Origin of the sequence: Martinezella lusitana (genome assembly GCF_016901135.1) — a bacterium.
Classification (GTDB): domain Bacteria; phylum Pseudomonadota; class Alphaproteobacteria; order Rhizobiales; family Rhizobiaceae; genus Rhizobium; species Rhizobium lusitanum_D.
In genome coordinates this window covers 1-12,711 of sequence record NZ_JAFEVL010000064.1, presented here as the reverse complement: position 1 = coordinate 12,711, position 12,711 = coordinate 1, and the positions used below count along the sequence as shown (strand labels likewise).

General features: G+C 60.2%; 12 protein-coding genes and 3 pseudogenes. 14 read left to right on the top strand and 1 reads right to left on the bottom strand.

Annotated elements, in window-relative coordinates; genetic code table 11:
- Both JTP94_RS35665 and JTP94_RS35660 read left to right on the top strand, forming a co-directional pair.
- Positions 1–208, top strand: a pseudogene (locus JTP94_RS35665) (hypothetical protein); the annotation flags it as partial.
- A pseudogene (locus tag JTP94_RS35660) lies at positions 127–414 on the top strand (ISL3 family transposase); the annotation flags it as partial. The pseudogenes JTP94_RS35665 and JTP94_RS35660, both read left to right, overlap by 82 nt.
- A gap of 25 nt (positions 415–439) precedes the next feature.
- Here JTP94_RS35660 and JTP94_RS27950 read toward each other — a convergent pair.
- Positions 440–1,372 (bottom strand): LysR family transcriptional regulator, encoded by a 933-nt coding sequence (locus JTP94_RS27950; RefSeq protein ID WP_204853697.1) that lies wholly within the window; start codon positions 1,370–1,372, stop codon positions 440–442.
- Positions 1,373–1,467: 95 nt separating this feature from the next.
- Between JTP94_RS27950 and JTP94_RS27945 the strand changes: the two genes are divergently transcribed.
- The 12 genes and pseudogenes from JTP94_RS27945 to JTP94_RS27890 form a co-directional block, all read left to right on the top strand.
- The gene (locus JTP94_RS27945) at positions 1,468–2,619 is read left to right on the top strand and encodes a muconate/chloromuconate family cycloisomerase (RefSeq protein WP_312038194.1); all 1,152 of its coding nucleotides are present in this window, start codon (positions 1,468–1,470) and stop codon (positions 2,617–2,619) included.
- 4 nt (positions 2,620–2,623) lie between these two features.
- The gene (gene catC / locus JTP94_RS27940; protein ID WP_204853696.1) at positions 2,624–2,914 is read left to right on the top strand and encodes a muconolactone Delta-isomerase; all 291 of its coding nucleotides are present in this window, start codon (positions 2,624–2,626) and stop codon (positions 2,912–2,914) included.
- 74 nt (positions 2,915–2,988) lie between these two features.
- On the top strand, positions 2,989–3,927 hold the full coding sequence (gene catA / locus JTP94_RS27935; protein ID WP_204853695.1) for a catechol 1,2-dioxygenase: 939 nt from the start codon (positions 2,989–2,991) through the stop codon (positions 3,925–3,927).
- Between the two features lie 93 nt (positions 3,928–4,020).
- Complete coding sequence (locus JTP94_RS27930; RefSeq protein WP_204853694.1) at positions 4,021–5,379, top strand: Rieske 2Fe-2S domain-containing protein; 1,359 nt, start codon at positions 4,021–4,023, stop codon at positions 5,377–5,379.
- Positions 5,376–5,864 (top strand): benzoate 1,2-dioxygenase small subunit, encoded by a 489-nt coding sequence (gene benB, locus JTP94_RS27925; protein WP_204853693.1) that lies wholly within the window; start codon positions 5,376–5,378, stop codon positions 5,862–5,864. Before JTP94_RS27930 ends, benB begins: the two co-directional genes overlap by 4 nt.
- Positions 5,865–5,906: 42 nt before the next feature.
- Positions 5,907–6,932, top strand: coding sequence for a benzoate 1,2-dioxygenase electron transfer component BenC (benC, locus tag JTP94_RS27920; RefSeq protein WP_204853692.1), 1,026 nt, complete (start codon positions 5,907–5,909; stop codon positions 6,930–6,932).
- Positions 6,929–7,717: a benzoate diol dehydrogenase BenD gene (gene benD / locus JTP94_RS27915; protein WP_204853691.1), complete on the top strand. Its 789-nt coding sequence runs from the start codon at positions 6,929–6,931 to the stop codon at positions 7,715–7,717. Before benC ends, benD begins: the two co-directional genes overlap by 4 nt.
- 37 nt (positions 7,718–7,754) lie before the next feature.
- The gene (locus tag JTP94_RS27910) at positions 7,755–9,086 is read left to right on the top strand and encodes an MFS transporter (RefSeq protein WP_204853690.1); all 1,332 of its coding nucleotides are present in this window, start codon (positions 7,755–7,757) and stop codon (positions 9,084–9,086) included.
- Between the two features lie 41 nt (positions 9,087–9,127).
- On the top strand, positions 9,128–9,292 hold the full coding sequence (locus JTP94_RS27905) for a hypothetical protein (RefSeq protein WP_204853689.1): 165 nt from the start codon (positions 9,128–9,130) through the stop codon (positions 9,290–9,292).
- A 92-nt stretch (positions 9,293–9,384) separates the two neighbouring features.
- Positions 9,385–10,206: a 3-oxoadipate enol-lactonase gene (gene pcaD / locus JTP94_RS27900; RefSeq protein WP_204853688.1), complete on the top strand. Its 822-nt coding sequence runs from the start codon at positions 9,385–9,387 to the stop codon at positions 10,204–10,206.
- 1,125 nt (positions 10,207–11,331) lie between these two features.
- A complete protein-coding gene (locus JTP94_RS27895) occupies positions 11,332–12,435 on the top strand; it encodes an IS110 family transposase (protein WP_204853687.1) in 1,104 nt (367 codons plus the stop codon).
- A gap of 166 nt (positions 12,436–12,601) precedes the next feature.
- A pseudogene (locus JTP94_RS27890) lies at positions 12,602–12,711 on the top strand (IS6 family transposase); the annotation flags it as partial.

The window sequence follows — 12,711 nt, the reverse complement described above, 5'->3', positions numbered from 1 at the left end:
TCTGGATCAGATTGATGGCCCAGTTGCCAAGTTTATCGGTGATGGCGCCTATGACGGAGCTCCGACCCGTGATCTTCTGCTAACACGTCTTGGCGAGATCGTGGAGATCATTATTCCGCCTCCTAAGCGTTTCTCGATGCGGTCGGCAAGTCGATGCGCCAGATCAGGCAGGCGGTCGGCAGCAACGTCGTTGATCCCAAGCTTCTGACTTACGCGGAAAGGCTGCAGTACGAGGGATACGTGCGCCGCCAGGAGACAAACAACGCGATCCGGGAACTGTCGAAGCAGGGAACCTCAATTCGACAGATCGTTCGGCAAACCGGCCATAGTCGGAAGATTGTCCGCGACGTTTTGAGAGGTCGGCGCCTCGATGTCTTCCGAACACGTCCCAGCTCACTGGATGGCTGGCTGCCGTGCGGCTGCGAATGCGAGGGAGACATCAGGCCCCGTCGAGTTGTACGTTGGATAGTTGCAGCCAGGGCGGGTTGTCGGCATACATCTCGCGAATAATCTGCTTGATCTCTTCGATTCTTCCCTTTGCATCGTCGCGCCTGAAACTCATGATGATAGGCGACGTGGCGTTCTCGTCCTTTATGGTGCGGTAACACACGTCGTCGGGTCTTTGCCGCTGCGACGCCGCGGGAATGACGCACAAGCTCACCCCGGCCGCCACGATACCCAATGCGGTCTGAATTTCACGGACCTCTTCCACGTTGGCAGGAGAAATGCCTTGCTCGGTCAACATGTTGAGGATCTCGTCGGCAAAGCTCGGACGCGGAGCCGATGGATAGACGATGAGCGGTTCACCCTCCAGTTCGGCAAGCGCTATCGGCTCGGTGGAGAGTGATTTCGGATGTCCCTTGGGGAAAGCGACGACCAGTCGTTCCTCTCGAAGCGTCAGCCTCTCGACTTTTCTATCGTTGAAGCGAACCCTGCCGAAACCGAGATCGATCCGCCTCTCCTTGAGAGCAGTCACCTGCTCGGTCGACATCATTTCCCGGATCTCGATGTCGATATCCGGCCAGCGCTTGCGCATGCGGCGGACGAGGTCCGGCATTCCGCCATAAAGGGTCGAACCGACGCAACCGATGACGTAACGCTCCCGTTTCGACAAGCCGATCTTGCGCGTCTGCTCGCGCATATGTTCGGTCCGGGCAATGATCTGTCCGGCTTGCTCATAGAAAAAACGGCCGGCCTCCGTCAGATCGAGAGGGCGGCTCGACCGGTCGATAAGCAGCACGCCGAGTTCGTCTTCCAATTGCTGAATCTGCCGGCTGAGGGGCGGCTGTGCGATATGGAGGATTTCTGCGGCACGCGAGAAGTTGCGCTCGCGCGCGACGGCAAGAAAATAGCGCAGCTGCCTCAACTCCATAATTATACCTTTCAGGTATCAAATCCAACTTTTATAGTTTTGGACTGATTTTAAAATGGGCGCTAATTTCCTCGCAATCAAGGGAGGAAAGCCTGGTGTCTACGGAAATCCGCATCAGCGTGATCGAAACAACTATACTCGATCTGCCCACCATCCGGCCACATCGGCTGTCGATGGTGACCATGAACCGGCAAAGCATGACCATCGTCCGCGTCCGCTGCTCCGACGGCTTCGAGGGACTCGGGGAGGGGACGACGATCGGCGGTCTCGCCTATGGGCCGGAAAGCCCGGAAGGCATGAAGTTGACGATCGACGAGTATATCGCGCCGCTGCTGATCGGCCGTGACGCGACGCGCATCCAGGCTGCCATGGACCTTGTCGTCAAAGCGGTGAAAGGAAATCACTTCGCGAAATGCGCGGTCGAGGCGGCCTTGCTCGATTGCCATGCACGCCGCCTCGGTTTGCCGATGTCGGAACTGCTCGGCGGGCGGCGACGCGACAGCCTTCCAATCGCCTGGACGCTCGCCTCCGGCGACACCGTCAAGGACATCGATGAGGCGCAAGCCATGCTTGACCGGCGACGCCACAAGGACTTCAAGCTGAAGATCGGGGTAAAATCGATTGACGATGATATCCGCCATGTGAGCGCCATCCGCAAGGCGCTGCCGGACCTAGCCTCCATCCGGGTCGACGTGAACATGGCGTGGCGGGAGCGGGAGGCGCGCAATGCGATCCAGGCTCTGGCCGACGCCGGCTGTGTGCTGGTCGAACAACCTGTGCCGGGGATCGCAGCCCTCGCCCGTCTGCGGCGGGCTTCCCCGATCGCTATCATGGCCGACGAGGTTTTGGTCGGACCGGAAAGCGCACTCGAGGCGGCGACTGCGCGGGCTGCCGACGTGTTCTCGATCAAGATCGAGCAGGCGGGAGGGTTGTTTGCCGCAGCCCGAGTGATCGCGATCGCGGAAACCGCAGGCATCGGCATTTATGGCGGCACCATGCTGGAGGGGCCGATCGGCACGATCGCCGCCTCCCAGTTGATGGCAACTGTCAAGGAACTGGAATGGGGCACCGAGTTCTTCGGCCCCCTGCTTCTGACCGACGAACTCCTGGAGGAGCCGCTCCGCTTCGAGAACTTCGAGCTGCAATTGCCGACGGGTCCCGGCCTCGGGGTGATGCTCTCCGAGGAAGCCGTCGATCGTTTCCGCAGGGGCGGCAAGCACGCTTCGAGCTTACGTGTGGTGGGGTGAGATCATGCTCGTTCATGTACGGATGGATGTAAATATTCCCCATGACCTTCCCGCGGCAGAGGCGGCCGACATCATCGCCCGAGAAAGGGCCTATTCGCAGGAACTGCAGCGTAGCGGTAAATGGCGGCACGTCTGGCGCATCGCCGGCAAGTACGCGAACTACAGTGTCTTCGACGTGAAGGACAATGCGGAGCTGCACGAGGTTTTGTCGGGGCTGCCGTTGTTCAAGTTCATGGACATCGAGGTGACGCCGCTGCTGCGGCATCCCTCCGCGATCCGCGAGGACGACACCTAGAACCGACGTAGGCGTCACTGCCCGAGAGGACGGGAGGCGGCCCAGCTTTCAAAGCAATGCAAGTGGAGGATAAAATGAGCGTGAAGATTTTCAACAAACCGGAAATTCAGGACTTTCTGAAGGTCCTCAGCGGTTTGGACAAGGATAGCGGAAACCCGCGCGTCAAGCAGATCGTTCATCGAATTATGTCCGATCTGTTCAAGGCGATCGATGATCTCGACATCACCCCCGACGAATATTGGGCTGGTATCGCCTGGCTCAACGAGATCGGCGCTACCGGCCAAGCTGGCCTGATCTCGCCCGGTCTCGGTCTCGATCATTTCATCGACGAGCGTCTCGACGCAATCGACGAGGCGCTCGGCATCGACAATCCGACCCCGCGCACGATCGAAGGTCCGCTCTACGTGGCAGGCGCGCCCGTATCGCACGGATTTTCCCGTCTCGACGACGGCACCGACGAAGACGGCCACACCCTTATCATGCATGGCACCGTCTTCGGCGCCGACGGCCAACCGTTGCCGGGGGCCACCGTCGAAGTCTGGCACTGCGACACCCGCGGTTTCTATTCGCACTTCGACCCGACGGGAAAGCAGGCGCCGTTCAACATGCGCCGCACGATCATCGCCGACACGCACGGCTGTTATAGGTTCCAGAGCATCGTACCGAACGGCTATGGCGTGCCGCCCGGCAGCCCGACAGAGCAGCTGCTTTCCGCGCTCGGCCGCCACGGCCAGCGCCCCGCACATATCCACTTCTTCATCAGCGCCGACGGCCATCGCAAGCTGACGACCCAGATCAACATCGAAGGCGATCCGCTGGTCAATGACGATTTCGCCTATGCGACACGCGATGGCCTGGTTCCCGCCGTCATCGAACGGACCGACGAGGCCAGTATTGAGGCTAACGGTTTGAGCGGTTCTTTTGCTGAGATCGAGTTCGACATTCACCTGACTGCCTTGGTGGACGGTGTGGACAACCAGATCAACGAGCAGCGAAAGCGCGCAGCCGCGTGAGCGGCAAAACCGGCGGCCCGAACGGACCGTCATCATCGACATTGTTGCAAAGACTGCGCCCGTCATAGCGCGTACTTTGCGGGAGATAGATCATTGTCTGCAATTATCGACAAAGCCCGGGACCTCGATCATCTGCTCGCCACCGCGGTGCAGGATGACAAGGAAGCCGGCATATTCCGCTGCCGCCGCGATATTTTCACCAACGAAGACCTGTTCGAGCTGGAGATGAAGCACATCTTCGAGAGCAACTGGGTCTATCTGGCCCATGAGAGCCAGATCCCGGAGAACAACGACTACTATACGACTTATATCGGCCGACAGCCGGTGGTCGTCACCCGCGACAAGCATGGGGAACTGCACGCGGTCATCAATGCCTGTGCCCATCGCGGCGCCATGCTGTGCCGGCGCAAGCACGGCAATAAGGGCAGTTTCACCTGTCCCTTCCATGGCTGGACTTTTTCCAACACCGGCAAGCTGCTCAAGGTAAAGGACGAGAAATCCACCCAATATCCTCCGCAGTTCGGGCAGAACGGCTCGCACGACCTGAAGCGCGTGCCGCGTTTCGCAAGCTATCGCGGCTTCCTGTTCGGCAGCCTGAACGAGGACGTGGCGCCGCTTGAGGAGTTCCTTGGCGAGACGAAGGTCATCATCGACCAGATCGTGGACCAAGCTCCAATCGGGCTGGAAGTCCTGCGGGGCAATTCGTCCTACATCTACGACGGTAACTGGAAGCTGCAGATGGAGAATGGCTGCGACGGCTACCACGTCAGCTCCGTGCACTGGAATTACGCTGCAACGATGGGACGGCGCAAAGAGGAGGGCACGAAGGCGGTCGATGCCAATGGCTGGAGCCGCTCTGTCGCCGGTGTCTACGGTTTCGAGAACGGCCATATCCTGTTGTGGACCAACACCATGAACCCGGAGGTCCGTCCTGTCTACCACCAGCGGGACGAGATCAAGGCACGTGTCGGCGAGGACAAGGCGGATTTCATCGTCAATCAGACCCGCAATCTCTGCCTCTATCCAAACGTGTTCCTGATGGATCAGTTCAGCACGCAAATCCGCGTGACGCGGCCGATCAGTGTCGACAAAACCGAGATCAGCATCTTCTGCTTCGCGCCGAAGGGCGAAAGCGACGCGGATCGTGCGCTGCGCATCCGCCAGTACGAGGACTTCTTCAACGTCTCCGGCATGGGCACGGCCGATGACCTGGAGGAATTTCGCGCCTGCCAGGCCGGTTATGCCGGCACCGCAGCGCTCTGGAACGACCTGTCGCGTGGCGCACCCTTGTGGATCGACGGTCCGGACGAAAATGCAAAGAGGATGGGCATCGAGCCGCTGCTGTCGGGCGAGCGAAGCGAGGACGAAGGGCTGTTCGTCCGCCAGCACGAATACTGGGCCAAGGTGATGCGCGATGCGCTGTCCACCGAAAAGAACGGAGTGGTCGCATGAGCATTTCCTACGACGCCATCTGCGCCTTCCTTTACCGGGAATCACGTCTTCTCGACGATCGCGAGTGGGACGAATGGCTCACCTGCTATGCGCCCGACGTGGCCTACTGGATGCCGGCCTGGGACGATGACGACCAGCTCACCGAGGATCCGCAGGCGCAGATATCGCTGATCTACTATCCGAGCCGCGACGGCCTGGAAGATCGTGTGTTCCGCATCAAGACCGAGCGTTCGGGCGCCTCCACGCCGGAGCCGCGCACCAGCCACAATGTGACTAATGTCGAAGTGCTGGAGGTCCGCGGCGAGGAGGTGGACGTCCGCTATAACTTCCACACGTTGAACCATCGCTACAAGGTAACCGACCACTTCTTCGGCTCCATGTTCGTCACTTTGCGCAAGAGCGGCGACGGACTGCTGATCGCAAGCAAGAAGATCGTGCTGAAAAACGACTACATCCGCCAGGTCATCGACGTCTATCACATCTGACAGACGTCGCCAGCCGGCGCAGAGACTGATGAGGAGGGTTCCATGACCTGCTACCAGATTGCATTGAACTTCGAGGATGGGGTGACCCGCTTCATCGAATGCAAGGACGGCGAGAAGGTTCTCGATGCTGCCTTTCGCAGCAAGATTAACCTGCCGATGGACTGTTCCGACGGCGTGTGCGGCACCTGCAAGTGCCAGACCGAGAGCGGCAGCTACGACCTTGGCGACGACTTCATCGACGATGCGTTGACGGCCGACGAAGCGGAGCGCGGTTTGGTGCTGACCTGCCAGATGAAACCGACCTCGGACTGCGTGATTGCGGTCCCGACGACCTCGGTTTCCTGCAAGACCGGGCAACAGATCTTCTCCGCCGCGGTGGCCAATGTGGTGCCGCACAACGATGCCGCGATCGTGCTGGAGCTGGATGTCGATACGCAAGCACCTGTCTTCCTGCCCGGCCAGTACGTCAATATCGACGTGCCGGGCAGCGGGCAGCATCGCTCCTACTCTTTCAGCACGGCGCCCGGAGAGCGGCGCATCGGCTTCCTGATCAAGAAGATTCCGGGCGGGCTGATGAGCAGCTGGCTGGAGAGTGCAGAGGCCGGCACGAAGCTCGAGCTCACGGGGCCGCTGGGTAGCTTTTATCTGCGTGACGTCCAGAGGCCGCTCCTGTTCCTCGCCGGCGGGACGGGGCTCGCGCCGTTCCTCTCGATGCTGGAGGTTCTAGCCCGGGAGGACAGGCGGCAGAAAGTGCATTTGATCTATGGTGTGACCCGCGATCTCGATCTGGTTCTCGTCGATGACATCGAGGCGTATAGGGCGCGTCTGCCCAACTTCAGCTTCACGACGGTGGTGGCTGAGGAGGCCTCGAACCATCCGTGCAAGGGCTGGGTCACCCAGCACATGCCGGCCGAGGTGCTGAACGGGGGCGACGTCGACGTCTACCTGTGCGGTCCGCCGCCGATGGTTGATACCGTCCGCAGGCATTTCGATGACAAGGGCGTGAAGCCCGCCAGCTTCCACTACGAGAAGTTCACGCCCAATGCAGCGGCGAAGGCGGCCGAATGAGCACGGTGCGCTTCGCAAGCCGCTTTGCTGACAAGGTGCTGGTCGTCACCGGTGCCGCACAAGGCATCGGCCGCGCCGTGGCGATCCGCGCCGCGGAGGAGGGCGGCAAGGTCGTGTTCGTAGATCGCGCCGATTTCGTCGCCGAGGTGGCCGCAGAGGCCGGCAGCGGCCAGGCCGCAGCCTTCACCGCTGACCTCGAGACCTATGAGGGCGCGGCTGCGGCCATGCATTTTGCCGCGGATACATTCGGCGGCATCGACATCCTGATCAACAATGTCGGTGGAGCGATCCGCATGCGCCCTTACGGAGAGTTCGAGCCACAGCAGATCGATGCGGAGATCCGCCGCTCGCTGATGCCGACGCTTTATTGCTGCCATGCCGTCCTGCCGCATCTGTTCGCGCGCGGTGGCGGCACCATCGTGAATGTGTCCTCGAACGCAACGCGCGGCATCCATCGCGTGCCCTATTCGGCGGCCAAGGGCGGCGTGAACGCCATCACCCAATCACTAGCGATGGAACTGGCGGAACGTAACATCCGCGTGGTCGCCACGGCGCCCGGTGGCACGGAGGTGCCGCCGCGCCGCGTCCCGCGCAACGCCGCCGGCGATACGGAGACAGAGAAGGCTTGGATGGCCGAGGTCGTCCACCAGGTGAAGCAATCCAGTTTCATGAAGCGGTACGGCACTATCGACGAACAGGCCGCGCCGATCCTGTTCCTGGCCTCCGACGAGGCGTCTTACATCACCGGCAGCGTGCTGCCTGTGGCCGGGGGCGACATCGGCTGAAGACTTGAACGCGTAACGGACTCGGGGAGGAGTGATCATGCGCACCATCGATGTGAATGAAGCAATAGACAACAATCCGTTCGGGGGTTTCCAGTGGTTGGTGGTGGGGCTCTGCGCCCTGCTGCTGATCGTCGACGGCTATGACGTCTTCGTCGCTGGCACCGTGTTGCCGACGCTGATCGCCGAGTGGGCCCTGAGCAAGCCGCAGGCCGGCGCGCTGCAGGCCTGGGCGCTATTCGGCATGATGTTTGGCGCTCTCTTTTTCGGACCGCTGGCCGACAGGATCGGCCGTAAGAAGGGCATTGCCATCAGCTTCGTGCTCTTCACGGTGTCCACTCTGCTCACCGGCTTCGCCAGCTCGCCGGGCGAGTTCAAGATCTTCCGCTTCATCGCCGGTCTCGGCTGCGGCGGGCTGATGCCGAACGTCGTGGCGCTGATGAACGAATATGCGCCGAAGCGCCTTCGCAGCACCATGGTGGCGCTGATGTTCTCCGGTTATTCGGTCGGCGGCATGGTCGCGGCGGGCCTCGGCATCGGCCTCATCCCGCAGTTCGGCTGGAAGCCGATGTTCTTCGTCGCCGCGCTGCCGCTGGTGCTGTTGCCGGTCATCCTGTGGAAGCTGCCGGAATCGCTCGGCTTCCTCATCCGTCAGGGCGAGCAGGAGAAGGCGAAGCAGATCTACGCCAAGATTGATCCCTCCGCGCGCCTCGGCGAGGTCGACAGGCTGGTCTTTTCCGAAATCAAGGGCGCGTCCGCGTCGGTTGCCGAACTGTTCCGGCACCAGCGTACGCTGCGTACGCTCATGCTGTGGGTCGCCTTCTTCTGCTGCCTGCTGCTCGTCTATCTGCTGTCGTCCTGGCTACCGAAGGTGCTGCAGGAAGCCGGCTATGCCGAAAAGGCCAGCCTCTTGAGCCTCTTCTCCCTCAATTTCGGCGGCCTGGTCGGAGCGATCGCCGGCGGCCGGTTGGGCGACCGGTTCGGTCTGCCGAAGGTGGTGGTCGGCTTCTTCGTTGCCGCTGCCGTGTCGATCGCGCTGATCGGCTTGACCCCGTCCGCGGGACTGCTGTTCCTGATGGTTTTCGTTGCGGGCGCCACCACCATCGGCACGCAGATCCTGCTCTATGCCAGCGTGGCCCAGCTTTATAACCTCTCCGTCCGCTCCACGGGGCTCGGCTGGGCTTCGGGCGTTGGCCGCATCGGTGCCATTGTCGGCCCCACCATGGGCGGTGCGCTGCTGGCGATGGAATTTCCGCTCCAGCAGAACTTCCTGATCTTCTCCATCCCTGCTGCGATCGCGGCTCTGGCGATGCTGGTGTTCGCGATAAGCAATGCACGCCGCGCCGGCACCGTTCAGCTTGCCGCGGCATAAGGAGAGGGACCGGTGACCGGCATGAAAGGCAATCTTTGCGGATGCATCCCTCCCAGCTGTTTGTGGCCGGTGTCGTATCCACGCTGATCGCATGTGCCGGACCGCTGGTCCTAGTCTTTCCGGTAGCGCAGGGACTGAACCCCGGCGCTGCCGGAAGCGCGGGTCTGGACATCGCCATCGGCTGCGGCGTGTCCGGCATGTGCTGAGCCGGGTGCTGGTGGTGATTGCCTGGTCGGAGCGGGGTTACGCGCCACTGATCATCCTTCTGCCGACTGTCCACATCGTGAGCATTTGACCTATGCCTTATCTTGATCTTCCCAGTCATCGCCTCCATTACCGTATCGACGGTGACACGGCTGGCGGCCAAAGCAAGCCCTGGCTTATGTTCTGCAATTCGCTTGGCGCCGACCTGCACATGTGGGACTCGCAGGTGGCCGGACTGTGGCAGCATTTCCGCATGCTAAGGTACGATCGCCGCGGTCACGGTCTGTCTTCGGCTCCACCGCCACCATACGGATTGGCCGACCTCGGCAACGACGTTCTCGTGCTGCTCGATGCGCTGCAAATAGAGCGAGTGCATTTCTGCGGTCTGTCTATCGGCGGCCTGACAGGGCAGTGGCTGGGCATTCATGCCGGGCAGCGCCTTGGCAGGATCGCTGTGTGTGCGACTTCCACCAAGATCGGTACCGCCGAAAGCTGGATCGCGCGCAGGGACGCCGTGCGGAAGAACGGTCTTGCGGCACTGACTGCCGCCACCGCCGAGCGCTGGTTCACTCCGAGGTTCAACGCAGTCGAACCCGGCACCGTCGGCAAGGTGCTCGACAGTTTTGTCGCCACGTCGATCGATGGGTATATCGGCTGCTGCGCGGCTCTGGCCGGGGCCGACCTGCGTCAGGATATCGAACGGATCGCCAACCCTCTGCTCGGCGTTTCCGGTGATGACGACCCGGTGTGCCCGCCAGCCGACCTGGAAAACCTTGCCGCCCGCGTGCAGCAGGGCCGACATCTGTCGTTGCCGGGCCGGCACATCGTCAACATCGAGTCGGCGCACGCGTTCAATGCCGTACTTCTGGAATTTTTCGACAGCAAAGCGGCAGACGCCAGTCGAGCAAACCATTGATGCGAGAAGGAGCTTCAATGTTCTTCGCAGACGTGGCGGGCGTTCGACACCGGAACTTACTCTTCAACGGCGCTTATCGACGTCACCATCATCAACAATTACTGGAGGATGCTACACCATGAACGGAAACATCGCGAATGGGCTTCTGCAGGAACAAGCGAATAACTGAAAGTTCGGCCAGCGAACTTTTCGTGGCTTTTGCAGCAACGAATTGCTGCGTGTCGCTGGTTTGGCCAGAGCACCAACGGCAAGCTTTTGCCATTGGTTATACCTATAACTTTTTCAAGCCATTGCGTGTTCCGGACGCTGCTCTGCGTCTGTACGACAGCGTAGGCATCTGAGCGTATCTATTTGCCGAAATCCCGCCGTGTCTTGACCTTCATGCCTTTCGATTGTTTCTGCAGCTCCAGATCGGTGCGGGTCGGATCGGATCGACACAATACCCCTTGCTGAGGGGAGCCCTTGCATCCTTCGCCTGAAATTTCGCATCGAGCTTAAATTGGGCCATCCAGAGCTTGTAGACAATCATCAGCACTGGAGCCTGTCCATGGGCTTGATAGAGTATGCAGGCCGTACGAACGGGAGCTCGTATCTTGATTCCCCATTCTCACAGGTACGTTCCCTCAGGATTGCGATACGGCAGTCGCGGCGGACATACGCCTCATGCCAGGTCGACACCACCGCTTGAAAAGAAAGCCACCCTTTTCTAGAGCTCACTGGCACAGGAGCCGCGATCGGCTGTGGCATCTCCATTGCGTTGAACATCGTAGATACACACGCAGTCGCTGTTGTCAAAATTTCGAATTTGTTGCAATTCTGCTTTCATGTGATGCGGTTTTGCGCACACACCATGGCAAAAAATCACTTTTTACCGCAAATTTCCACTTCGGCGGTTGATTTTACCGAGCGACGTGGCTGGATTGCGTCGCTCGGTTCGCAACACAAAAATTTTTCCGTAACCGACAGCGAGAGATGATGTCAGAAGTCAGTATCCCAATTTTGGATTCCCTTCCGCTTCTAGACTAAATGTTCGCCTGGGGACCGGGTGACCCGTCACACAATATGCAGGTATCGAGGGTTGCGTAAGTTAACCTCGCACAGAGCCTCATGCATAGGAGACGGGCCATGAACGAGACTATCACATATGTTGGTTTGGATGTTCACAAAGAGACGATCGCAGTGGCACTTGCCGATGGTGGTGGGCGCGGCGACGCGCGTGCATTCGGCCAAATCGTAAATACCGCTGCAGCTCTGGCACGTATGCTGTCGAAGCTGTCACAGCCAGGGAGGACGCTGAAGTTTTGCTACGAAGCGGGCCCCTGCGGCTATGGCATTCAACGGCAACTGTCTGCCGCGGGTCATGACTGTGTAGTCGTTGCGCCATCGTTGATCCCAAAAAAGCCTGGCGATCGTATCAAAACAGACCGTCGTGATGCCAACAATCTGGCAAGGCTGCATAGAGCCGGTGAGTTGAGCGCGGTCTGGATACCCGACCCCGCCCATGAGGCGATGCGTGATTTGGTCCGGGCACGGCTTGCCGCGGTCCGCAGCCTGCGGCAAGCCCGACAGCAGCTCAGCGGATTTTTATTGCGCCATGGCTTTCACTACAGCCGCCCGGCCTGGACACAGATGCATCGACGTTGGTTGGCCGGTCTTCGCTTCGAGCAGCCAATCCACAATATCGTGCTCGAGGATCATATCGCCACGATCGAGGCCGCAACCGAGCGGCGCGATAGGCTAACGAAGCAGATCGAGGCCACGCGGAGCGACTGGTCATTGGCCCCGGTGGTCGTCGCACTGCAATCGCTACGCGGCATGGCTCTGGTGACGGCGGCCACGATCATTGCAGAGCTTGGCGATCTGAGCCGTTTTACAAACCCGCGCCAATTGATGGCGTATCTCGGGGTGGTGCCCTCAGAACGCTCAAGTGGCGGAACTCGGCGGCAGGGTGGGATTACAAAAGCAGGCAACACAATGGCCCGCCGCATGCTCATCGAAGCTGCCTGGAGTTATCGGTTTTCAGCAAAGATCAGACGCGATCAGTTGATCCGACAGGAGCAACTTCCAAAACCGATCCGTGACTCGGCATGGAAGGCGCAGCTAAGACTGTACAGCCGATACCGGAAGCTTGCGAAGGCCGGAAAGCCGGTAACGACGGTCACTACCGCGATTGCCCGCGAGCTATCGGGCTTTGTCTGGGCGATTGCATGCCAGGTCTCACCGCGTTGAGCAAAGCTCAAGCTTAATTCCAAAAGGAGGACGAGAAGCAGAAAGTCATGTGCGCCTGGGCAAGGCTGGGGGCACGGTCACGGCAGGAGAACCCTCGATTCGACTACCAGCGGGTTAGGCACCGTAACGTTAACCGCGCATCGATCAAAATGTGGGATCTGGTGGGATGACCAGATTTACCCGTGATCCTCTTTATCGTCGCCACCGATTTCCAGCGGAGGTGATTGTCCATGCCGTTTGGCTCTATTTCCGGTTTCCGCTCAGCCTGCGGATGGT

Excerpts from the sequence above, each read along its gene's own strand:
- JTP94_RS27950 (WP_204853697.1), bottom strand. The coding sequence starts at position 1,372 with ATGGAGTTGAGGCAGCTGCGCTATTTTCTTGCCGTCGCGCGCGAGCGC.
- catC (WP_204853696.1), top strand. The coding sequence starts at position 2,624 with ATGCTCGTTCATGTACGGATGGATGTAAATATTCCCCATGACCTTCCC.
- catA (WP_204853695.1), top strand. The coding sequence starts at position 2,989 with ATGAGCGTGAAGATTTTCAACAAACCGGAAATTCAGGACTTTCTGAAG.
- benB (WP_204853693.1), top strand. The coding sequence starts at position 5,376 with ATGAGCATTTCCTACGACGCCATCTGCGCCTTCCTTTACCGGGAATCA.
- benC (WP_204853692.1), top strand. The coding sequence starts at position 5,907 with ATGACCTGCTACCAGATTGCATTGAACTTCGAGGATGGGGTGACCCGC.
- benD (WP_204853691.1), top strand. The coding sequence starts at position 6,929 with ATGAGCACGGTGCGCTTCGCAAGCCGCTTTGCTGACAAGGTGCTGGTC.
- JTP94_RS27910 (WP_204853690.1), top strand. The coding sequence starts at position 7,755 with ATGCGCACCATCGATGTGAATGAAGCAATAGACAACAATCCGTTCGGG.
- JTP94_RS27905 (WP_204853689.1), top strand. The coding sequence starts at position 9,128 with ATGCATCCCTCCCAGCTGTTTGTGGCCGGTGTCGTATCCACGCTGATC.
- pcaD (WP_204853688.1), top strand. The coding sequence starts at position 9,385 with ATGCCTTATCTTGATCTTCCCAGTCATCGCCTCCATTACCGTATCGAC.
- JTP94_RS27895 (WP_204853687.1), top strand. The coding sequence starts at position 11,332 with ATGAACGAGACTATCACATATGTTGGTTTGGATGTTCACAAAGAGACG.